The sequence below is a fragment of the Rothia sp. HMSC08A08 genome, from assembly GCF_001808385.1.
GTDB classification, from domain to species: Bacteria; Actinomycetota; Actinomycetes; order Actinomycetales; family Micrococcaceae; genus Rothia; species Rothia dentocariosa.
In genome coordinates this window covers 203,927-223,889 of the sequence record NZ_KV793078.1, presented here as the reverse complement: position 1 = coordinate 223,889, position 19,963 = coordinate 203,927, and the positions used below count along the sequence as shown (strand labels likewise).

The following is a 19,963-nucleotide window of genomic DNA, read 5'->3' as shown; positions in this document are numbered from 1 at the left end:
CAAAGAAAACAGAAGACAAAACCTCACGAGTGAGGAGCATAACCGCAGGCAGACTAAGGTCTGTCTGGTCAAGGCTCGCAGGTGAATACGACGTATCCGGCGAATCTTGGGCGGTTTTCACCGAAAGGAAGAAAATGTCTCACGAAGAACATCAGAATGCAGCCCACGGCTCTCATGGAAGCGGGTACGGGGGCGCGCCCAAAGGATATGCCGTGCAGCATTCCCCAGCTGATGAGAACAAACGCGGTCGTGAAGAAGGCGAAACCCTGCACTATACCCTGTACACCGTCTTCGCCCGTGCCGGGCAGCGTCCCGAGAGCGCATCCTCGGCGGAAGCTATTGCAGAGTTCGAGCAGCTCATCGAAGAGCTCAAAGCGGACGGCGTAACGCTGCGCGGGCTCTACGATGTTTCCGCTATGCGCGATAACGCAGACGTTATGGTGTGGACCCACGGGCCGACCCCCGAAAAGCTGCAGGCAGCCGTGCGTAAGATCCGCCGTACCGCGCTCTTCAGCGCGACCACCATTGTCTGGTCGACTATGGGCGTGCACCGCGAGGCAGAATTCACCCGCAACCATGCACCCGCCTATGCGCGCCAGAAGGCACCCGAGGCATGGGTATGCGTGTACCCCTTCGTGCGTTCCTACGACTGGTACTACATGAATCCCGAACGCCGCGCCGAAATGCTCAAGAACCACGGCATGAAGGCTATCGACTTCCCGCAGGTGCTCGCGAACACTGTGGCAACTTTCGGCCTGAACGACTACGAATGGGTACTCGCCCTTGAGGCTCCCGAACTTGTCGATCTGGTCGATATGATGCGCCACTTCCGCAATACCGAGGCACGCCTGCACGTGCGTGAAGAAATTCCCTTCTACACCGGTCGTCGTGTCAATGCCGCCGATGTCGCCGAGGTGCTCGCGTGAGTGAGACCGTACACGCAGGGTGCTGCGGGAACGTCCCGGACGATGTTTGCCCGAACGCTACAGACCCCGCAAATACCGCCTCCAACGGACCAGCAGTGCTCACCCCCGAGACGCTAAAGTCGTACCGGGGGGAGTGCGGTATTACACGCTCTCGCACCGCCGTGCCCGCCCCCTATGACCTGGTGATTCTTTCTTCCTTCGGCGGGCCCGAAGGACAGGAAGACGTGATTCCCTTCCTGCGCAACGTTACGGCGGGGCGCGGCATACCCGATGAACGTCTGGAGGAAGTCGCCACCCACTACCGCGCAAACGGTGGTATCTCGCCCATTAACGAGCAGAACCGTGCGCTTTTGGTAGCACTTCGAGAAGCCATGCAGGAACGCGGGCCGCATATTCCGATCGTGTGGGCAAACCGCAACTGGAAACCCTATGTGACCGACGTAGTACAGCAGGCTTATGAGGAAGGGCACCGCAATATTCTGGTGCTCGCCACCAGTGCCTACCCCGGGTACTCCAGCTGCCGCCAATACCGCGAAGACTACGGCGTGGCGCTGGAGAAACTCGGTCTTCAAGACCGCATGCGCATTGATAAGATCCGCCAATTTTTCGATGCGCCCGGGTTCGTTGAGGCCTTTACTGAGGGCTTAGAGAACGGGCTGAAACAGGTTCGCAATACCGTAGCGGAGCGCATTGCTGACGGAACGGCGGCTGCCGGGAATGGGCGCATTCGCATTATGTTCTGCACCCACTCGGTGCCGACCTCTGCCGCTAATGAGGCGGGCCCGCGCGGAATCGACTACGAGGGTGGTTCCGCCTATGTGGAGAAACACCTGCAGGTGGCGCGCGCTATTCTTGCAAAGATCCGCGAACAGGACGAGAGCCTTCTGGATAACATCGACTGGGAGCTCGTCTATCAATCGCGTTCCGGCTCACCCTCCACACCCTGGCTAGAGCCCGATGTTAACGATGCCATCGATAAAATTGCCGGTGACGTAGACGGCATCATTATGGTTCCGCTGGGATTCGTCTCTGACCATATGGAAGTCCTCTGGGACCTCGATACCGAGGCGATGGAAACCTGCCGTAACCACGGTATCGTGGCGGTGCGCACCCCCACTCCCGGCGTGCACCCCGCCTATGTGGAATCGCTGCGCCGCCTGATTGTCGAGCGTATGGCCGAGCCCGCAGAATCCGATCACGACAGGCGCGAAAGCGTTTTCGGGGAGTCCATATCCGGCGAACTCGGTTGGTTCGACGAATGCGACCCTGACTGCTGTAAACCCCTGCGCGGTCAGGAAAAACCTGTAATTGCGGAGTACACCCCTAAGGAAGACTGCGCCTGCTGCAATGAGCGCGTATAAGCGCTGCCGTATGTGCGGGTTCATCCCAACCGTATTGATGAGTCCGCACATACGGCACCCATAAAACCTGAGGAGAACCATGAGCGACCCCTATATTCTCGGCACCCGAGGCTCAGCCTTAGCGCTCACCCAGAGCACCCTTGCCGCCGAACACATCGTTCAGGTGTTCAACACTCACTCCCGCGAACACGGCGCCGAACGCACCCTATCCTTTGACATCACCACCGTCAAAACCGACGGGGATGTGCTCACCGGACCGCTCGCAACCCTCGGCGGCACCGGAGTCTTCGCCGCCGCACTGCGCCAACGCCTTCTCGACGGTGATACCCCCGGTGGAGTCGATGTTGCGGTGCACTCGCTCAAAGACTTACCTGCCGAACCGTGCCCCGGGCTCGTCATCGCGGCAATTCTTGAACGTGAAGACCCGCGCGATGCCCTGGTAGCGCGCGATAACCTCACCCTCGATACCCTGCCTACGGGCGCTCGCGTCGGTACCGGATCACCGCGCCGCGCCGCACAGGTACATACCCTGCGCCCCGACCTTGAAATCGTCGATATTCGCGGCAACGTGGGCACTCGCATAGCCCGTGTGAAAGGGCTCGAAGAACACGGAAACCGCCAAGTCGTCGTGCGTGACAGCGCCGAAACCGACGAAGCTGCACACCGTGGAATCGGTACCGAAAACACCGGTGATTGCGATGCCGTCATCCTCGCCGTTTCGGGGCTCAAACGTCTCGGCAAAGAATCCGTTATTACCGAATACCTTGACCCCTCCCGCATGCTCCCGGCCCCCGGGCAGGGTGCGCTCGCTATTGAAGTGCGCGAAACAGAATTTGTTAACCCCGATACCGCGACTTTATTCGACTCTGAAATTTCCCAGCCTGTGCGCACCCTGGGGGAAGCGCTTATTGCTGCCGACCACTTTGAAACCCACCTTGAGGTCACTGCCGAACGTCGTCTTCTGCGCCGTCTTGAGGCCGGATGCGCCGCTCCTATCGGTGCCTATGCCACCGTCAAAGACGGCGATCTTGTGCTCACAGCAGTTGTCGCATCGCCTGACGGTACCGAAAGCTTGCGCCACACGTCCGCCACCGGTGAGCTTGATGTTCCCGGTGCTGAACGACTGGGTATTCGCGTTGCCGAAGACCTGCTTCAGATGGGTGCCGCAGCCCTTGCCGGTCTTGAGGTGAAATAGGGTCGTGGCTCGTGTTCTGCTGACCCGCACGGCGGCTCAAGGCGCGCCTTTTGAGCGTGCTTTGAACGATCTGGCTGCGGAGCGAGGCATTCCGAAGATTCAGGTGGATTTTGCGCCCATGCAGCTGCCCCGTACAGTTGCGCCTGAGTATTCGCTGTTTTCCTTGGTAAGCTTAGCGGCGGAGGGAGCCTTTCTTTGGGCTACTTTCACGAGCGCGAATGCAGTGCGTTCCTGCGCCGAGCTTTTTGGCACATCCTTTGCGTGGGCGCTGCGTGATGGCGGAACCCGGATCGCTTGTGTGGGGTCTGCAACGGCACGTGCACTACGTGAGATCGGTTTGGAACCCCACTTCACGCCTGAAAAACAGGATGCTCTGGGCATGCTCGCAGAATTCCCTACCGAGGGCGCCAACCCCGAGCTGGGCATTCCTGAGAGCCTGCGTAAGCCGCAGAATACCCCGGAATCTGCCGCATTGGGCTGGGACGATATGCTTTCTGCTCAGGCGAATGTACTCGTCTTTGAAGGGGCAAACGCCCGCCCAACTCTGCGTGAAGGGCTAGTGAGGTTAGGCTTCCGTGCTGTGCGTGCGGTGGTTTACGAGATGGTGCCGGCGACCGCCTCCGTACTTGAGGCGGGAGAGATCTCCTGTATGAACGCGCGTGAGCTTATTGCCGGTGGTATTGGCTCAAATTCCGCCGCGGTAGACGTTATTATTGCCACCGCTCCGTCAAGGCTCAAAGAACTGGTGGGGGAGAACCCAAACCCTGAACGAACCCCGCCGGTGGCAGCTATTGGCCGTACGACCGCCCGCACGTGCGAGGAGCTAGGGCTGCGCCATAGGACTGCCGATTCTCCCACTCCGGAGGCCCTGGCTCTAGCAGCCATTGAACTGCTGCATTCAGCCTAGATGTATCTCGCTAAACATAGAAGTATTTTAGAAAGGCTATGTCGATGAATCTTACCCGACGACCCCGCCGACTGCGCACCACCGCCGCGATGCGCGCCCTCACCGCCGAGACCGCGCTGCGTCCCGAGCAGCTTATTCAGGTGTTTTTCGTGCGCGGCGGCATTAGCGAACCACAGCCAATTTCCTCAATGCCCGGCCAGTACCAGCACACTCTGGAATCTCTGATTCCCGTCGTGCGCCAGGCTGTGGAGGCGGGCATTAAATGCATCGACCTCTTCGGGGTTCCGCTTGACGATGATAAGGACGAGGTAGGTTCGGCGGCCTGGGACGACAACGGTATTTTGAACCGCGCTATTGCTGCCTGCCGGGCAGAGTTTGGCGACGAGGTTGTTATTATGGCTGATACCTGCCTGGATGAGTTCACCTCTCACGGGCACTGCGGCGTGCTTGTCGATGACGGTTACGGCACCATGATTGTCGATAACGATGCAACCGTGGAACTGTACTGCAAGATGGCAGTGTCTCAGGCACGCGCCGGGGCACACACGGTGTCCCCTTCAGGCATGATGGACGGACAGATTGCCGCAATGCGCGCCGCGCTGGACGAGGCCGGGTTCCAGAACGTCTCTATCATGGCGTATTCGGCGAAGTATGCCTCCGCGTTCTTTGGTCCGTTCCGCGATGCGGTGGAGTCTAGCTTTACTGGGAACCGCAAAACGTATCAGCAGGATCCGGCGAACCGCCGCGAATCTCTCCTAGAGGTGCAGACCGATATTGACGAGGGCGCCGATATGGTGATGGTCAAGCCTGCCGGAAGCTATCTCGATATTGTGCGTGAGGTCGCCGAGTTTTCACCTGTCCCGGTGGCGGCGTACCAGGTGTCGGGGGAGTACGCCATGATTGAGGCCGCTGCAGCAAACGGCTGGATTGACCGCCGTGCCGTGGCGTTGGAGGCTCTGCGGTCGATTCACCGCGCGGGTGCAGACATGATTCTTACCTACTACGCAGCCGAAGCCGCCCGCTGGCTGCGTGAAGGCTAACCCTAGGGATACTTTATTGGGGAGTAAACCGGGCAAGGACCATGCGGGTACCAGACGGCAAGTTCCTGAGGGCACTGTTGATACCTCGCGGTGACCAGGAACGCGCATCCAATGAACCATCAGGAACATGGGAATATGGTAGCTCCAGACGGTAGCAGGCACGATCTGCGAGCCGCCGGATAAACTCGCTTATCTGCTGATGCCACACTTCCCGGCTCTCAGGTGAATTATTCTCTTTGCCCCAGCCACAGACAATTGGCGCGTGCGGGAATTCGGTAAGTACTGTCTCTAATTCGGCAACCGCATGCTGGTCTAGGGAATAATCTATATTGTGTGCATTTGGTTCTACGAAGGTAAATAGATTAATAAGTAGCACTGTACGGGCGTGCAGCAATGGTGCAGAATGCGCGGGATCGAGAAAACGACAGGTTCCCAGCATAGCCTGAGTTAGAGCTTTTACCGTAGGATCGGAGGCTCTAAAGCTTCCGGCTAAACTTGGGTTTAACCCAATGAAAATAGCGGGTTCACCGGTTCCGTGAGTGTTGTCAATTCTATAGCGGTATCTATGGAATCTTTCTATAAGTAGCTCGGAACTCCAGGTAATACCGTCTTCTAAAATGCCCTGGCGCAACAATTTGGAGATTTCCATCGAGTTCCTTTTTTAGGTATATGTATTAGCCTACAGTTTCGGTAAATCCCCGCAAGCGCATTCATCATGAATGTACTGGCGGGGATTAACACGGCTAGGAAAGCAAAATCTAAGAGTTATTTCTGGGCTTGCTTGCGGGTAATGCTGTCGATAATCCAACCTGTTTCTTCATAATGAACGGTAAGCGTGTAAAGATTATCGGCATAGTTGGTATTCCTGCTGCGCTTGTGCCGCCCGTCTGCGCCTACGGTGATGATATAGGACCATCCCACGAAGAAATCCCAGGAATACACGCCGTTACCCTGATGAACGGGGTCATTTCTGAAATCATAAGAGCGCTGCTCACCGCCGATAATCCAGCCACCGTCGTGGTACAGTTTTGCATCTGCGTTGTAAGCATTAATCTCTTCGACGAGGTTTTTAGACACAAACTTATATGCCTCGGTGTAATCACCTGTCTGCATGCCGTAATTGCGCCATTGCGTCCATGCCTTCATGCTTTTCATCATGCCGTCAAGGGTGGGTTCGGTGTAGCCAGGTGGATTTGTGGGTTTAGGAACATTCTGTGCCGGACCGTAAATATCGGCCGCCCGGAACTCTCCCGCAGGAGCTTTAGACTTGCCGGAATACTTGGGGCCGGATGAGCTGGGCGCGGCACTGGGTGAATCGGCAGGTTCTGGAGGCTCGGTATCAGGCGCGGCAGCGCTGCTGGTTGTCGTGCTGGGCCGTGCCCCGGGCTTGTCCTCGTCGTCGCAGGCGGTCAAGAGCGCTACCAGAGACGAAGCTCCTAGAAAACCGAACGCGGCTCGGCGTGTACAGGTGGTGAAGTTATTGCTGATGCTCATCGGTGAATTGGCTTTCTGAGTTGTAGTGGTTGGTGAATAATCGGAAGTGATATGTACCCCCCACAGAAGAACCTCAGCGCTGCACAGCAGGCGAGCTAACCGACGATGGTGTGACGCATACTCCCGGCCTGAATTAGCCGATCCGGAAGGTTCGCGCCCAGCCGCAGAACGTTGTGATCTTCTTTAGGGAAGGTCAAGGCAATCTTTGAGGATTCGCCGAGTACCTTGCGAGAGCCGCGTCTTATATCCGCATTTCATGGTGCGGATGCGCAAAACGGTACGCACAATACAGGGCAGAAGATCCTCAAAAGAGTGCCTCTAGTGCAACTGTACGACGAATAAACGTTTTGTGCGAACCAATCACAAAGTTTACGTAAAAAATATTTAATTTAATAGAATATTCTCAGAAAACCGTTGAAGAAATGTAGAAGATTTACTTTACTGTCATAACTTTTAGTGTTGGGTTGAGAAGATATCGTCAAAAAGCGAAGAATATTCAAAGATAGGCTCTCCATAAAACGTGAAACCAGCATTTCTGCGATAGCGTCACGACATTAGAGAACCCATCTTTGTGCCTGTGCAGCAGAGTGAGGAAAACTCTAATGTGTCTGCTTGAAGGATGCGCGATCTGCCGCCTCCTGCGCGTGTTTACCGGCCGGAATATAGCCCTTAGTGATGCACACGAGGCGCGCATCCCGGCCATATTCTTCGAGCCGTTCTCGGTCGGCAGGGGAGTTATCGTCAGCCCAGCGTTCTTGCTCCACGCGGAAGGCAATCTGCCGAACCAAATACTCAAGATTGGGGTCGCGTAGCTCTTTCGTATATTTGTTGGCCCGAGGTACCTTAAATTCCAGATTCCACTGCGATAAATCTTTGGTATCAGGGTCAGTGGCATCTGGGTCTTGAGGCACCACGCGGTAACTCCTCAGCTGGCGGTATGGAATATCGCGCGGGTTGCGGAAAGGTCCCCGGCCAACCTGCAGAAGAGTTGGGGTGGAGACAAGGTACGAGTTCGTATACGAGACGAGCGCGACGATACCGGCAATATATCCGATTCCCAGAATAATAGCGTTATAGGGAACCGGCGGCGCGTATTCAAAATCGATATCGGTCAGCCGAAGCAAAAACAGGGCAGTGGACGCGAAAAAGATAAGGCTGCTTATCAGCGCGGTAGTGCTCAGGTCATGATCTAGCGTTAGTCCAGATTGATGACCCGTCGTACGTAGGGGCTTGCTGAGCTTACCCAGGGTAGCGCTGTAGATTTTGGGCATACCCACAGCACGGTCGTCTGGAGAAGCGCCGTGGAAGATGCGGTAGTTGCGCCGCCCAATACGTGCCGCTGCATATACCATCAGGAACGGGAGAGATAGGGCTATGGGGCGGAGTATTTCATTAAACTCCCAGAACAGCATGAAAAGGGACGCGTTAACAATCCATGCCCAAAGGTACAGGAAAAAGTGTTTATACGACCAAAACCACTTAGCGTGCTCGGTTTTGAGCGCATACTTTTTACGTACCCGCACCGGATAGACCGCCTCAATGAGCAGGCATAGCCCCAAATACACGATGAATGCTATAAGCCAAATATCCCGAAAGTCCATAACAGCATTCTACGTTGTTCGCTTTTGCGATGCTCACAGTATGGATGAACATCTCAGAAAATACCGCCGCCAGCAAAGCTGAGAAGCTGCTGCTGGCGGCGGGCAGAGTTCAGAATTTATAACGAGATTTTGTGGGAAAGCGCTGGGGCAGAGGATGTGCTACGCCTTAGCCGCCGCACGTGCCGCGCCCGGGAGCGCTTCAATGATGCGTTCCATCGCGGTATCGTCGTGCGCTCCGGAGAGGAACCACGCCTCAAAAGCACTCGGGGGAAGATATACGCTGGCATCAAGCATGGCGTGGAAAAACGCCGTGTATTTGGCGGTAGCAGAACCCTTAATATCGGCGTAGTTGTGCACGCCGTGCTCGCCGGTACCAAAGGCAACCGAGAATAGGTTGCCCGCCGTCTGAATCGAATGATCCACCCCGGCATCGGTAAGTGCCTGCGTCAGCGCAGCCTGCAGCTGTTCCGAACGTGTATCGAGCGTGCGGTAGAGGGTATTATCGGCAAGTTTGAGGGTCATAATGCCGGATGCCACCGAGAGCGGATTACCCGAGAGCGTGCCCGCCTGGTAGACGGGACCGGTCGGTGCCAGATGCTCCATCACCTCACGTTTACCGGCGAGTGCGGCGATCGGCATACCGCCGCCGATCACTTTACCGAAAGTGAAAATATCGGGAACCCAATCGTTATCTTCGGGAGCAAATTTACCCCAGTACCCGGCGGACGAGACGCGGAAACCAGTCAGCACCTCATCAAAAATCAACAGGGCATTATTGCTCTGCGTAATTTCGCGCAGACCGCGGTTAAAGCCCGGTTCGGGAGTCACCACGCCCATATTGCAGGGGGCAGCTTCGGTAATGACGGCGGCAATTTCTCCCGGATGCGCGGCGAAAGCCTCGCGCACGGCGTCAAGATCGTTGTAGGGGAGCACGATAGTTTCGGATGCGGTCGCCGCGGTCACTCCCGCCGAGCCGGGTAGGGCAAGAGTCGCCACGCCGGAGCCTGCTTCAGAGAGCAGCGCATCCACATGCCCGTGATAGCAGCCCGAGAATTTGATAATTTTATCGCGCCCGGTGATGCCGCGTGCCAGGCGAATAGCAGTCATGGTGGCTTCGGTGCCGGTAGATACCATACGTACCTGCTCGATTGCGCCGGGGATCGCGGTGTTGATGCGATCGACCACAAGCTCTGCGAGTTCTGCTTCGGGTGCGGACGCAGCGCCGAACGACAGTCCGCGTGAGGCAGCCTCTTGAACCGCCGCAACAACCTGCGGATGCGCGTGCCCAAGAATCGCCGGACCCCACGAACAGACGAGGTCTACGTATTCGTTGCCGTCAGCATCATAGATGTAGGGGCCGGATGCACGGGTCACAAAGGCGGGCGTGCCGCCCACGGAGTTGAAAGCGCGCACGGGGGAGTTTACCCCGCCGGGGATTACGGAACGGGAGCGTTCAAAAAGCTCTTCGCTGTGCTGGTGTGTGAGGTGGTGTTCGGTTGATACGGTCATGGGTAACCTTTCGTGTGTGGGCGCCTGAAAGTCTCTTATCCCATGATAGGCGGTTATCGGTTATCGGACAGAGACGCTGCCTTAATACCTACGAGTTTGGGCGAGCTGCCGCTCGACTATAAAGGTCCGAGTAGCGTAGTTTTTAGGTGTTCGACCGCCACACCTTGCTTCAATACAGTAAAACTCTGCATGCTGCCTAACACCTATCGTGGGTTATATCTCGTGCTTGCTCGCCATCATGTAACGGTAAATGTGCTCGAAGAAATCGTGCGAGACTTCGAAATGCCCGTACCGCAGCTGTTTCGCATAACTCCGCCATTCGGAGTGCTCGCGTGCTACCTCAATCGGACACGGATGCGGCGCATCCTGAAACACAACGTCACGCCTGAATGGCTCAAAATTTTCTGCCATGCGGAACTGGTAGACTCGGTCGTCCACTATCTGCCCTACGGCGGTAAAAGCCTGAACTTTCTCACCAGAGTTCATGCCGGTTTTAGGGCTGTAATACAGAATCCAATCGCCCTGTTTCATACGTGCCAGCGGTGCCTGTTTGCCGTGGCAAACCTGGCAGAATCCGCCCGCAACGCCGAGTAAAACATGCTCGCGTGAGGCTACTCCAACCCAGTAGCGCATAAGAACCTCCTAAAGCTGTGAAGAGTGCCAAGAGTCCGGGGTTAACAGTACTAACAGCCCCGAACTACAAGGTCATTCTATGTCAGTACACTGACATTAACAGCATATGTCAGAATATTGACATGAGGCAAGAGGAATTTAACCAACTTATTGGATATCGACTCAAAGAAGTGCAATCGCTGCTGCGCTCACGCATGGAAGAGGTTCTGCGCCCGCTTGGGATTACCGTTGCGCAATACGTGTGCCTGGAAATTCTAAAATCTACCCCGGGTGCTTCTAATGCTGAGCTGGCGCGGCAGGCTTTCGTAACCCGCCAAACGATGAATACGCTTTTGCGAGGGCTTCAAGAACGCAGTTTGATCGAGCGAGCAGAGCAAGCCCCCCGAGGTCGCGCGCTACCGACCATACTCACAGCGGAAGGGGAGCGTGTGCTCGATCAGGCGACCGGGCGCATCCGCGATGTTGAGCAGCACATGGTGGGTGGACTCAGCGATGCGAAACGGCAAGAATTATGGGATTTGCTGACGATCTGTATTGAAGGGCTGCACGCTGGAGGATCAAAGACCTGATGCAAGGAGGAGCAAAATCTTCCCTCTAAGACTTAAATATCCCGTATTGGAGGAGATGTAATGCTAGCCTTGAAATGCCAATAAAGAACAGAATGGGGGACTCTAGCACCAGTTGCAAGAATCAGAATATTTAGACACTCACCAAAGAATTATTTAAATAATCTATAGAACGTCAAGGACCGTGGGAGGATGTACACCTGTGAATACATCAGTTTTTGTGAGTGCAGGTATTGCTGGTGGTGTGTTGCTTACCTGTGCAGCGTTACATATTACCTATTTGGGGATGAGAGCTAAACGTGAGAGCGAAGCAATGCTTCGGCGGGCACGATACCCGTGGTGGATTCTAGTGATTGTTGATATTTTTCTGGTGGGCTTTGGCAGTTTCTTTGCATTTGTTCTTTCTGTCATTCTGACGCCAAGCGCAGGGACTCCTATAGTCATCGTACTTTTTGCTGTACCGATGTGCCTAATATTCGCATTCTTTATTTTTATTATTCTCCTTATACGTGGTCTCACGATTCGGTATATCGAGCTTGTTCCTTCGGGGTTTGTCTTTCGTAGTGGTTTTGGGCGAGTGCATAATATTCCTTTTTCTGATATCAAAGGGTACGATTATCGCCCAGCTCGATTTGATTTCGAAGGAACCCTTCGCGTGTCCATGGGAGATCGACACGCTGTGAATACTTCCCGCGGCGATAGGCTCCGCGTGATCAATCACGAAGGTAAAAAAATTCTTCAGACACAGGTACGTCATTCGGCCATGCCGGATTATGTGGGACAGTGCTTGATGTTTCGCGGTATGCAGGAACGATGGCCTCAGCTGGGGTACTCAGAGGATGAAAAAATTCTGGCGGAGTACACGAAAGATGTGGTTGTCAGGTATCTAACCGTTAATCGATGGCGACAGGATTTTTAAGGGAGGAACTGTGCATGAGACCTGGGTACCTCTCAGGGTATCCTGGTAGGGAAATATCACCGATGATATGGAGTTTCTATAATGGTTTTTGCCTGGATTGCCGTGGCAGCGCTATGTTCTATTCACCTTATTTTCTCGCTGGTACAATCTTGGGTGGAGTCTAAAAAACATCCGTACCGCGTACGGCGCTTTCATGGAGCTAACTATATTCTCTATATTTTAGTTATTGGATATCTGTATTTTGCTCCACTCATATTTTCAGGAGAATATGATGGGTCGCATACCATTAAGATAACAATCTTTGCATATGGTGGACCCATCCTGATATTAGGTTTATTTTTCCTCGTTGCTCAGCATGATATGAGTTATATCGATATAACCTCTGAAGGGTTCCTGACTCAGACCGTCTTCGGGAAAGAAAAATTTACTCCCTTTGCAGCTATTGACGGGTATATATACAGTCCCAAAAGGAAACGTCAAACCTTAAATGGGCAGCACTGGAAAATTACTCAAGACCTTAGCGATGATCTTTATCTGATAGATCCCTGGGGAAACACAGTTTTCTCGTGTATTCCGGCCAAACCTCAAGAAAGAATCTTTGGCGCCTTGCTCTATGCGCGGGCACGTTCTGGTCGTTGGCCTGACCTTGAGAACCCTGAAGATGAACTTGTGATCATGAAACTAGCAGACTCCAAATATGAAGTAACCGATTTCTTGATGGAATACCCTCAAGTAAATGGATTTATAACGCCCGAACAGACTGCTGTCCCACAACAACCAATGCCGCCACAATACCCGCAGAACGCGTATCCTCAAGAGGGCTATCTGAATTCAGGTCAGCAGCCCTCGAACCAGCAGATGAACCCCTATGGATACCTGCAGCAGCCCCACAACTATCAGCAGAATCAAAACCCACCGCAGGGGAGCGCATCGTAAAACCTGCAAGCCTCAGATAATTTCACCCGGAATATAGCCCGTGACAATAAACGGTGGGAGCAGAAACAACCCAGATGATTTCTGCTCCCACCGTTTACTGCGGAATTACTGAATGTCCTGCGGCATCAACAGGTTCTTACCGACCGGATGCTCATTCCAGAGGGCTCTTTCGGCGATACCGTTTGCTGCTTGAGTTTCGACAATGTGCTGATCGCTACTGTTTCGCGGGTCAGGCCAGCGGGAGTTATACATCCTAAACGCCAAAACCGCGAGCACACGCTCCCCACGGTATATTTTGGGGCGGAAAGAAACTTGACGACCATCAGAGGAGAACAGCGTCAGTATTTTGTTGTTGTACTCATACCAATAGCTGTAAGCGCTTACCTCGCTGTAATAGATGCGGGTGATTCGGCCGAAAGCATTTCGTTGCTCTACATAGTCACGCGCTGTCTCAACGTAGATATTTCTATAGTTGAGGTAAGCCCAAACGGCTAAGCCATAAAAGATAACAACACACAGGATAAAAGATCCCAGGATTGAGAGTGATTGTTGGGGCGTTTGCGTTGTGTTTGGATGCAGCACCATATACACGATAAGAGCTGTGAGCAGAGTGCCCACCAAAGCCGAGATGAAGACCGAAATAAGGATCAAGGCCGGATGTCTGACGCGCAAAACACCATCTGGATTTATAGGGAACTTGGCGGCACGGCGTGCATAAAGTTTATCAAAGGCAGTATTCAGAGGGCGCTGGATAATGCGGTGTAGCATGACGGTGATCTTTCTCGTTCGGTAATGGGTTGAGAGGAAAATACGCCGTGCAAACGAGCGACACCGGAAGAGTAGTCGCTTGGTTGGTGAGTGTGAGCGGCACAAAACCCCTGAAACAATACAAACGTAGCACATGAGATAGGGCACAGGTTGGCTGACTCGTCACGGAAGCTTGCAGAATCCGCCACCTAAACGACGAGCCGTCACGCATTCATTGCAGAAGATCTACCGCATATGTGATGCGCTATCGAGTTTTTTCATCACCTGAGTATCCTGATCAAAGAGCCAATTCTTATCGAAAAGAAGGCGCACAAACGCCAGCCCCAGCCCCAGGGCCAAGAAGGTGAGGAGCGACTGCACGAAACCGTTGGTAGCCGCGTACATATTCCCGCCCGAAAAATACGACATTGACAGATAAAACGGCACACCCGGAACCATCGTCACCACGGCAGGCACCGACAGGGATATACGTGAATATTTACGCCCGTGCAGCGGCGCCACGATCTCCGCCATAATGCCGACCCCGAACACCGCGACCGTCGCCGCCATATGGGGAGCCCAGCCCGCCTCCACAAGCCAAATACGCGCCGGGTTAGCGATAGCGGCAATAACGCCGCCCCATACGCACGCCACGGGAGATGCGGCAAAGAGCATGGCAAACCCGGCGGCAGCAACTCCCGATGAGATAACCTGCAGCAGGATATATAACCCCACCGGAATATCCGGGCGAATATTTTGCAAAAGCGGAATCTCGAAGAGCGAGGCAAGAACCCACACCGCGAAAGACCCGCTCACCAAAAGCACCGCCACATAGGTCAGGCGTGAAACACCGGCCAGGAAATCCATACGGGAAATATCGAGCATCCCGGTCACCATAGGGAAACCCGGAACCAAGAACAGAATTGAGGAGATGAACCCCACCATATGGTCGCTTCCCACGAGGTTTAGAGCCACCAGAAGCCTAATAATTCCAATATAGGTTCCTGCCCCAAGAAATCCGCACGCCATCCAAATCGCCATATGGCTTGTGCCGCGCTTCATGAGAGTAGAACGCAAAAATTGCCCGGCGCCAGCGGCAATAAACACGACGAGGCATTCCACCAGACCGCCCCTGTTCAGGAAGGCGAACCCGGTGCAGGCTATGGCGGAGGCGAGGGAGAGCATCCAGCGTTTGTAGAGATGCGGCATGGAATCGATGCGGGTAATCTCGGCATCAGCCTCAGATGGAGATATGCGATCGGGAAGTTCAGAAATGAACTTACCCAGCAGGTCAATCTTGTAGGAGTTAATGCCCATCGTGCGCTGCTCGGCAACTTCAGTACGGAAATTACCGTCTGCATATGATGAGGTGGCGATCTCTGTGAAGGTCACTTGCGCATGATGTTCCTGTAGCCCCACGGCCTTCGCTAAACGCGCCATTGATGCCTTGATACGGTAGGCGCTTGCCCCCGATTTCATGAGGATTCTGCCAAGCTTGAGGACCACCTGCGATTGCGACACGATATATTTGTGCTGTTCGCGGGAGGAACCGAGGTAGATACTGTACGTGTTGGTGTCTTGATATTCCATGACAATTCTGAATGCTGATGTGATACATAACCGGCGCGCTGCACTGCACCTTGGGGCGAGAAGCCCTACCTCTTTAGCATAGGGGTTAGCGGCGCGCAGGTATAGTGCCGAACGCTTTGCAAACCGGCGAGATAACCTTCGCGATACATAGTGAATAGGGGAGTTAAGCAGCCTCAACAGAGTCTGTTCAACGTGACGAAATCAACGAGGCTGATAGAGAATTAACGGCGTATTGGCCACCGACCGTCGATAACCTCGTTCTCTTTACCCGGCTTGGTGCGCAGCCAGTCCTGGAAATCGCGCGCCTGATCAAGCGACCACTGAACCTGATGCGTGTGGAGGGCAGCGGCATCCGTGGCGACCTCGGGGAAACGCTCGGCGAGCTTAACGAGTAGCCGCTCGGCGGCGAGCGCATCCGCCTTAGATGTGTGGGCGTTCTCTAGAACCACACCGTGTTCGGCGGTGAGGGTTTCGAGCTTGCGGTTGCCACGTTTGCGGGGAATAACGTGCTTATGAATCACGTACGGGTCAAGAATGTTCCCGGCGGGCAGCTCGCCGTGGGCGATGTTATAGCGGAGCATCTCATGGTGAAGCACCGAAAAATCGTAGGCGGCGTTAAACGCGATGACGGGTATGCCATCTAGGAAGAGCGAACCGATCGCACCCGCGACCTCCCAGATCACCTGTTGGGCAGGTTGCCCGTGGGAGCGCGCATATTCGGTTGTGATACCGTGCACGGATGCGGCACCTTCGGGAATCTCAATGCCGGGGTTAGCCAGCCACTCGCCAGCTCGCTGCACGCTCCCATCCGGGTTCAGCAGAAGCAGCGAAGCGGTCACGATGCGGGCGGTTGTCACATCGACACCGGTGGTCTCTAAATCGAAGGTTGCGCGAGGGGCATCTATCCAGCTCATAGCTCAAGCCTAGCGGAGTTCGCGTGTAAATGCCCGATGCTTCGTGACGTTCTCAGGCAGAGGACACATCTGCGTAGCGCTGAGAAACCCCGATAAACTTAAAGCCATGACGGCTACACTCATCCTGGGGGCGCCCGGTACGGGCAAGACTGAGCGCGTGATTACGGCGGCGGTAGATTTTCTGAACGCCGGGGGCGATCCCGCGCGGCTTTTGGTGCTGACCCCTACCCGCGCGGGTGCTACTCGTGTGCGCGATGAGCTGGCACGGCGTATCGACCGCAGCATGTCTACCGCGCCCACTCGCGCGTGGGCTGCGTATGCCTTCGATCTGTTGCGTCGCGCGCATGTGTCGGGACTTTTGCCCGGAGTGGAGTTCTCTCCGAAGCTGCTTTCCGGGCCCGAGCAGGATGTGATGATCGGCGAAATCCTGGCGGGGCACCGCGAAGGCAAGGGCGCGGCGGTGCGTTGGCCCGCCGATTTGCATGAGGCTCTAGGTACTCGCGGTTTCCGCCAGGAGATTCGTGACTTTTTTGACCGTATTGCCGAATATGCGCTGACCGCCGAAGAACTTGAAAACCTGGCGCAAACCCTGGACCGCCCGGCCTGGCATTCGGTGGCGCAGCTCTATACCGAGTACCAGCAGATTCGTCGTCTGCGTGCCCCAAACGCTTACGATCCCGCCGCGTTAATCCATGAAGCGTGCGCCTTCCTGCTGGCAAACCCCGAATATTTGCGGGAAGAACGCGCGCGCTTCGACCTGATCCTGATTGACGATGCACAGGAACTTAGCCCCTCCGTGTACCGGCTGATGCGCATCCTAGTAGGGCGTGAGCCGGGGCAGGTTCTTGCCACATACACGGGCGATCAGCGCGAGGCAGTGGAGGCTGCATTTGCGCCGTCCGCACGGGTACTGATGACCTGCTGCACTGAAACCGTGGTGCAGGGGTTCCGCGGTGCGCGCCCCGACCTAGCGGCGACTTTACCCCAGATTTTCCCGGAATTGCAGCGAGAAGAACTGAAGACTTCGTACTGCATGAATGCGCCCATCACCCTGGCTTGGCAGAATATCGCGCGTCGGCTCCCCGTGATTGCGAATGTACCTACGCCGCGCGAACCGCAGACCGCACCGAGTAAATATGAGGAATCTGCGCTCCTGCGCCTCAGCGATGATGGTGACCTGCTTGACCCGCGGCACTCTGATGAACTTCCCGAGGGAGTTTTCGGGTACCTTCTGGGTTCTCCTCAGGACGAGGCGAACCAGGTAGCACAACTCCTTCTTGAGGACTATCTGTACCGGGGAGCGGCGTATGCGCGTTCGGCGATTATCGTGCGAAGCGGCACCGAAGTTTCGCGGTTCCGGCGTGTCTTGGCGGCATCCGGCATCCCCACCGTGACGGGTGCAGCGCTGGTTCCGGTGCGTGATGAACCCGCTGTACGCCCTTTCCTGGATGCGCTTTCTCTGCTGGTTTATGCCCGTCAGCAAAGCGCCGACTACCTGAAACTGCCGGATCATAACGATTTCGACGGGAGCCTCACGGAGAATATAACCCCCGAAGCTGTCACGGAGGCGGGCACACGTTCTGCCGATGACGAGGCCGAAAAACTCGCACGGCAAAGCCTAGCCGATGTTCTCGCCGAAGAAAATCGCACAAACCCCGGCAGCGGCGCTCACAACGCGATTACCTTGCTGACTTCGCGGCTTGGGGGCGCATCCAGCATGGAAGTGCGCCGTCTACGTCAGCAGCTTCGCGCCGCAGAACTGCGAGCGGGCGGGCACCGTTGTAGCGACGATCTTCTGCTGGGCGCCCTCTTGAACCCGCAGGCACTTCCGGCGCAAGGTATCGGTGCGGCGGTACGCCGCGTGGCACGTGTACTTGCCGCCGGGCATAAGGCTCTCACCGAACGCGGCGCCAACGCCGAAACCGTACTTTGGGCGCTGTGGCAGGCAAGCGGACTCGAAAAAATTTGGGTGACCGAAAGCGCGCAGACCGGGCCGGAAGCCGAGCGGGCGCATCGAAATCTTGACGCCATGATAGGGCTTTTTGAAGCGGCTACTCGTTTCGTCGACCAGATGCCCGGTTCCTCCGCTGAGCTGTTCCTCGACTATATCGATGCCCAAGACCTTCCCATGGATACTCTCGCGGCGCGCGGCAAACGCTACGATGCGGTTGAAATCCTCACCCCGGCACTCGCGGCGGGCAGGCACTGGCAGACCGTCTACGTTTGCGGGCTACAGGATGGAACCTGGCCGAATACGACGGTGCGCGGCTCGCTCCTCAAAGCTGGTGAGCTGACCGACATCTGCGATATGGGTATTGCCGCAGCTCAGCAGGTGCGCATGAGCGACCGTGTGCGGGCGGTGCGGCACGACGAATTACGCATGTTCTCCACGGCAATATCGCGGGCGAACGAAAGGCTCGTTGTCACCGCCGTGAGCTCAACGGAAGACGCACCCAGCGAATTTTTCGATATTCTCGTGCCGGATGCGCGCACCGCCGACATCACCCACGTGCGCCGCCCCATGACCCTGCGCGCCCTCGTCGCGGAACTAAGGCGGTATGCGCAGGCCCAAGACACAGACCCCGCCCTGGCAAATGCTGCGGCAGCACAGCTCAACAGGCTGGCGCAGGCGGGGACACCCGGGGCAGCCCCGGAACAGTGGTGGGGACTTCTGCCTCTCTCCACCGAGCAGAATGCGTTTATATCGCATCCGTATCGCGACGGCTTGTCGACTGACTCTGGTGACCCCGAAAAACTCACAGTTCCGGTATCGCCCTCGCGTATCGAGACGATTCATAAATCGCCCCTGGACTGGTTCGTATCGGCGGCTCGTGCCGAGGCGCAGACCGATACATCACGCTCGCTGGGAACGCTCATTCACGCGATCGCAGAAGAATACCCGGATGCCGACTATATGACCCTGCGCGGTCAGCTTGAGGAACGCCTGAGCACGCTCGCGCTGCCTGATACTTGGGAGGGACAGCAGATACGTGAACGTGCAGAGAAAATGGTGGATAAACTCGCGGTGTATATCAACGAGATTATGCCGGGTGATCACCGCGAACTCGTGGGTGTTGAGGGGGCCTTCCGGGTTTTGGTTCCTGGCGATACTGTGAACGCCCAGATTTCTGGGCGAGTCGATAGGCTGGAGAAAACCGAGGACGGACGATACGTCATCGTCGATTTAAAAACGGGTAAAACCAAACCCAATAAAAACCAGATCGCCGAACACGCCCAGCTTGCTGCCTATCAGGTAGCGGTAGAGGCGGGCGCCGGGGATGCCATGAGCCGTGATTTCGGCGTTGAGCCTGACGGTCTTAATATTCCTGCCGGGCTTGAGCACCGCGAAGTGGCACCCCAGCGTTTCGAGGTTTTCACGCGCAAATCCGGGGGAGCCGCGCTTGTGCAGCTGGGCGACGGCACCGCAGCGTCTTCCCGGAATCGTCCCCAAGAGCAGGATGCGCTCGACCCGGAAACCGGTATCTGGGCGGTTCAGCTGGTTCAGCGTGCGGCGGAGCTGATCGCCGGTGCCGTTATGCAGACGCGGCATCGGCCCGGGGAAACCTGCCGCCTGCCCGAAATTTGCCCTCTATGCCCGCAGGGACGCCAGGTCACTCAGGATTAG

The 19,963-nt window shown here is 55.8% G+C and carries 17 protein-coding genes; 9 read left to right on the top strand and 8 right to left on the bottom strand.

Features of this window, described 5'->3' with window-relative positions:
• Positions 1-134: 134 nt before the first annotated feature.
• The 5 genes from hemQ to hemB all read left to right on the top strand — a co-directional run bounded on the left by hemQ (position 135) and on the right by hemB (position 5,429).
• Positions 135-926: a hydrogen peroxide-dependent heme synthase gene (gene hemQ, locus HMPREF3164_RS08530; RefSeq protein ID WP_083297372.1), complete on the top strand. Its 792-nt coding sequence runs from the start codon at positions 135-137 to the stop codon at positions 924-926.
• Positions 923-2,287 (top strand): ferrochelatase, encoded by a 1,365-nt coding sequence (locus HMPREF3164_RS08525; RefSeq protein ID WP_070450458.1) that lies wholly within the window; start codon positions 923-925, stop codon positions 2,285-2,287. Before hemQ ends, HMPREF3164_RS08525 begins: the two co-directional genes overlap by 4 nt.
• Before the next feature lie 79 nt (positions 2,288-2,366).
• Complete coding sequence (gene hemC, locus HMPREF3164_RS08520; protein WP_070450455.1) at positions 2,367-3,482, top strand: hydroxymethylbilane synthase; 1,116 nt, start codon at positions 2,367-2,369, stop codon at positions 3,480-3,482.
• 4 nt (positions 3,483-3,486) lie between these two features.
• On the top strand, positions 3,487-4,389 hold the full coding sequence (locus tag HMPREF3164_RS08515) for a uroporphyrinogen-III synthase (RefSeq protein ID WP_070450452.1): 903 nt from the start codon (positions 3,487-3,489) through the stop codon (positions 4,387-4,389).
• A 44-nt stretch (positions 4,390-4,433) separates the two neighbouring features.
• On the top strand, positions 4,434-5,429 hold the full coding sequence (gene hemB, locus HMPREF3164_RS08510) for a porphobilinogen synthase (RefSeq protein ID WP_070450531.1): 996 nt from the start codon (positions 4,434-4,436) through the stop codon (positions 5,427-5,429).
• A 13-nt stretch (positions 5,430-5,442) separates the two neighbouring features.
• Here the strand turns inward: hemB and HMPREF3164_RS08505 are convergent, their stop codons facing one another.
• The 5 genes from HMPREF3164_RS08505 to HMPREF3164_RS08485 form a co-directional block, all read right to left on the bottom strand.
• On the bottom strand, positions 5,443-6,078 hold the full coding sequence (locus tag HMPREF3164_RS08505; RefSeq protein WP_004005092.1) for a DUF1643 domain-containing protein: 636 nt from the start codon (positions 6,076-6,078) through the stop codon (positions 5,443-5,445).
• A 116-nt stretch (positions 6,079-6,194) separates the two neighbouring features.
• Entirely contained in the window at positions 6,195-6,923 is a 729-nt protein-coding gene (locus tag HMPREF3164_RS08500) for a DUF6318 family protein (protein ID WP_070450449.1), read from the bottom strand.
• A 599-nt stretch (positions 6,924-7,522) separates the two neighbouring features.
• Positions 7,523-8,524 carry a hypothetical protein gene (locus HMPREF3164_RS08495; protein WP_070450446.1) on the bottom strand — a complete coding sequence of 334 codons (1,002 nt, stop codon included), beginning with the start codon at positions 8,522-8,524 and terminating at the stop codon, positions 7,523-7,525.
• 159 nt (positions 8,525-8,683) lie between these two features.
• On the bottom strand, positions 8,684-10,033 hold the full coding sequence (gene hemL / locus HMPREF3164_RS08490) for a glutamate-1-semialdehyde 2,1-aminomutase (protein ID WP_070450442.1): 1,350 nt from the start codon (positions 10,031-10,033) through the stop codon (positions 8,684-8,686).
• A 213-nt stretch (positions 10,034-10,246) separates the two neighbouring features.
• Positions 10,247-10,666 carry an EVE domain-containing protein gene (locus HMPREF3164_RS08485; RefSeq protein WP_070450440.1) on the bottom strand — a complete coding sequence of 140 codons (420 nt, stop codon included), beginning with the start codon at positions 10,664-10,666 and terminating at the stop codon, positions 10,247-10,249.
• A 122-nt stretch (positions 10,667-10,788) separates the two neighbouring features.
• Between HMPREF3164_RS08485 and HMPREF3164_RS08480 the strand changes: the two genes are divergently transcribed.
• The 3 genes from HMPREF3164_RS08480 to HMPREF3164_RS08470 all read left to right on the top strand — a co-directional run bounded on the left by HMPREF3164_RS08480 (position 10,789) and on the right by HMPREF3164_RS08470 (position 13,087).
• Positions 10,789-11,235, top strand: a complete 447-nt coding sequence (locus HMPREF3164_RS08480; protein WP_013397454.1) for a MarR family winged helix-turn-helix transcriptional regulator — start codon at positions 10,789-10,791, stop codon at positions 11,233-11,235.
• 199 nt (positions 11,236-11,434) lie between these two features.
• Positions 11,435-12,151, top strand: a complete 717-nt coding sequence (locus tag HMPREF3164_RS08475; protein WP_004005085.1) for a hypothetical protein — start codon at positions 11,435-11,437, stop codon at positions 12,149-12,151.
• Positions 12,152-12,511: 360 nt separating this feature from the next.
• Positions 12,512-13,087 carry a hypothetical protein gene (locus tag HMPREF3164_RS08470; RefSeq protein ID WP_246822656.1) on the top strand — a complete coding sequence of 192 codons (576 nt, stop codon included), beginning with the start codon at positions 12,512-12,514 and terminating at the stop codon, positions 13,085-13,087.
• A 105-nt stretch (positions 13,088-13,192) separates the two neighbouring features.
• On the opposite strand, the gene HMPREF3164_RS08465 is transcribed toward HMPREF3164_RS08470, so the two are convergent.
• The 3 genes from HMPREF3164_RS08465 to HMPREF3164_RS08455 all read right to left on the bottom strand — a co-directional run bounded on the left by HMPREF3164_RS08465 (position 13,193) and on the right by HMPREF3164_RS08455 (position 16,338).
• Positions 13,193-13,855, bottom strand: a complete 663-nt coding sequence (locus HMPREF3164_RS08465; RefSeq protein WP_070450434.1) for a G protein-coupled receptor family protein — start codon at positions 13,853-13,855, stop codon at positions 13,193-13,195.
• A gap of 225 nt (positions 13,856-14,080) precedes the next feature.
• Complete coding sequence (locus HMPREF3164_RS08460) at positions 14,081-15,424, bottom strand: threonine/serine exporter family protein (RefSeq protein WP_013397450.1); 1,344 nt, start codon at positions 15,422-15,424, stop codon at positions 14,081-14,083.
• A gap of 221 nt (positions 15,425-15,645) precedes the next feature.
• Entirely contained in the window at positions 15,646-16,338 is a 693-nt protein-coding gene (locus HMPREF3164_RS08455) for an exonuclease domain-containing protein (RefSeq protein WP_070450431.1), read from the bottom strand.
• A 106-nt stretch (positions 16,339-16,444) separates the two neighbouring features.
• Here HMPREF3164_RS08455 and HMPREF3164_RS08450 point away from each other — a divergent pair, with 106 nt between their 5' ends.
• Complete coding sequence (locus HMPREF3164_RS08450) at positions 16,445-19,963, top strand: ATP-dependent helicase (RefSeq protein ID WP_070450427.1); 3,519 nt, start codon at positions 16,445-16,447, stop codon at positions 19,961-19,963.

Bases quoted from the DNA above. Each gene is read 5' to 3' on its own strand.
- hemQ (WP_083297372.1), top strand. From the start codon at position 135: ATGTCTCACGAAGAACATCAGAATGCAGCCCACGGCTCTCATGGAAGC.
- hemC (WP_070450455.1), top strand. From the start codon at position 2,367: ATGAGCGACCCCTATATTCTCGGCACCCGAGGCTCAGCCTTAGCGCTC.
- hemB (WP_070450531.1), top strand. From the start codon at position 4,434: ATGAATCTTACCCGACGACCCCGCCGACTGCGCACCACCGCCGCGATG.
- HMPREF3164_RS08505 (WP_004005092.1), bottom strand. From the start codon at position 6,078: ATGGAAATCTCCAAATTGTTGCGCCAGGGCATTTTAGAAGACGGTATT.
- HMPREF3164_RS08500 (WP_070450449.1), bottom strand. From the start codon at position 6,923: ATGAGCATCAGCAATAACTTCACCACCTGTACACGCCGAGCCGCGTTC.
- HMPREF3164_RS08495 (WP_070450446.1), bottom strand. From the start codon at position 8,524: ATGGACTTTCGGGATATTTGGCTTATAGCATTCATCGTGTATTTGGGG.
- hemL (WP_070450442.1), bottom strand. From the start codon at position 10,033: ATGACCGTATCAACCGAACACCACCTCACACACCAGCACAGCGAAGAG.
- HMPREF3164_RS08485 (WP_070450440.1), bottom strand. From the start codon at position 10,666: ATGCGCTACTGGGTTGGAGTAGCCTCACGCGAGCATGTTTTACTCGGC.
- HMPREF3164_RS08480 (WP_013397454.1), top strand. From the start codon at position 10,789: ATGAGGCAAGAGGAATTTAACCAACTTATTGGATATCGACTCAAAGAA.
- HMPREF3164_RS08470 (WP_246822656.1), top strand. From the start codon at position 12,512: ATGAGTTATATCGATATAACCTCTGAAGGGTTCCTGACTCAGACCGTC.
- HMPREF3164_RS08465 (WP_070450434.1), bottom strand. From the start codon at position 13,855: ATGCTACACCGCATTATCCAGCGCCCTCTGAATACTGCCTTTGATAAA.
- HMPREF3164_RS08460 (WP_013397450.1), bottom strand. From the start codon at position 15,424: ATGGAATATCAAGACACCAACACGTACAGTATCTACCTCGGTTCCTCC.
- HMPREF3164_RS08455 (WP_070450431.1), bottom strand. From the start codon at position 16,338: ATGAGCTGGATAGATGCCCCTCGCGCAACCTTCGATTTAGAGACCACC.
- HMPREF3164_RS08450 (WP_070450427.1), top strand. From the start codon at position 16,445: ATGACGGCTACACTCATCCTGGGGGCGCCCGGTACGGGCAAGACTGAG.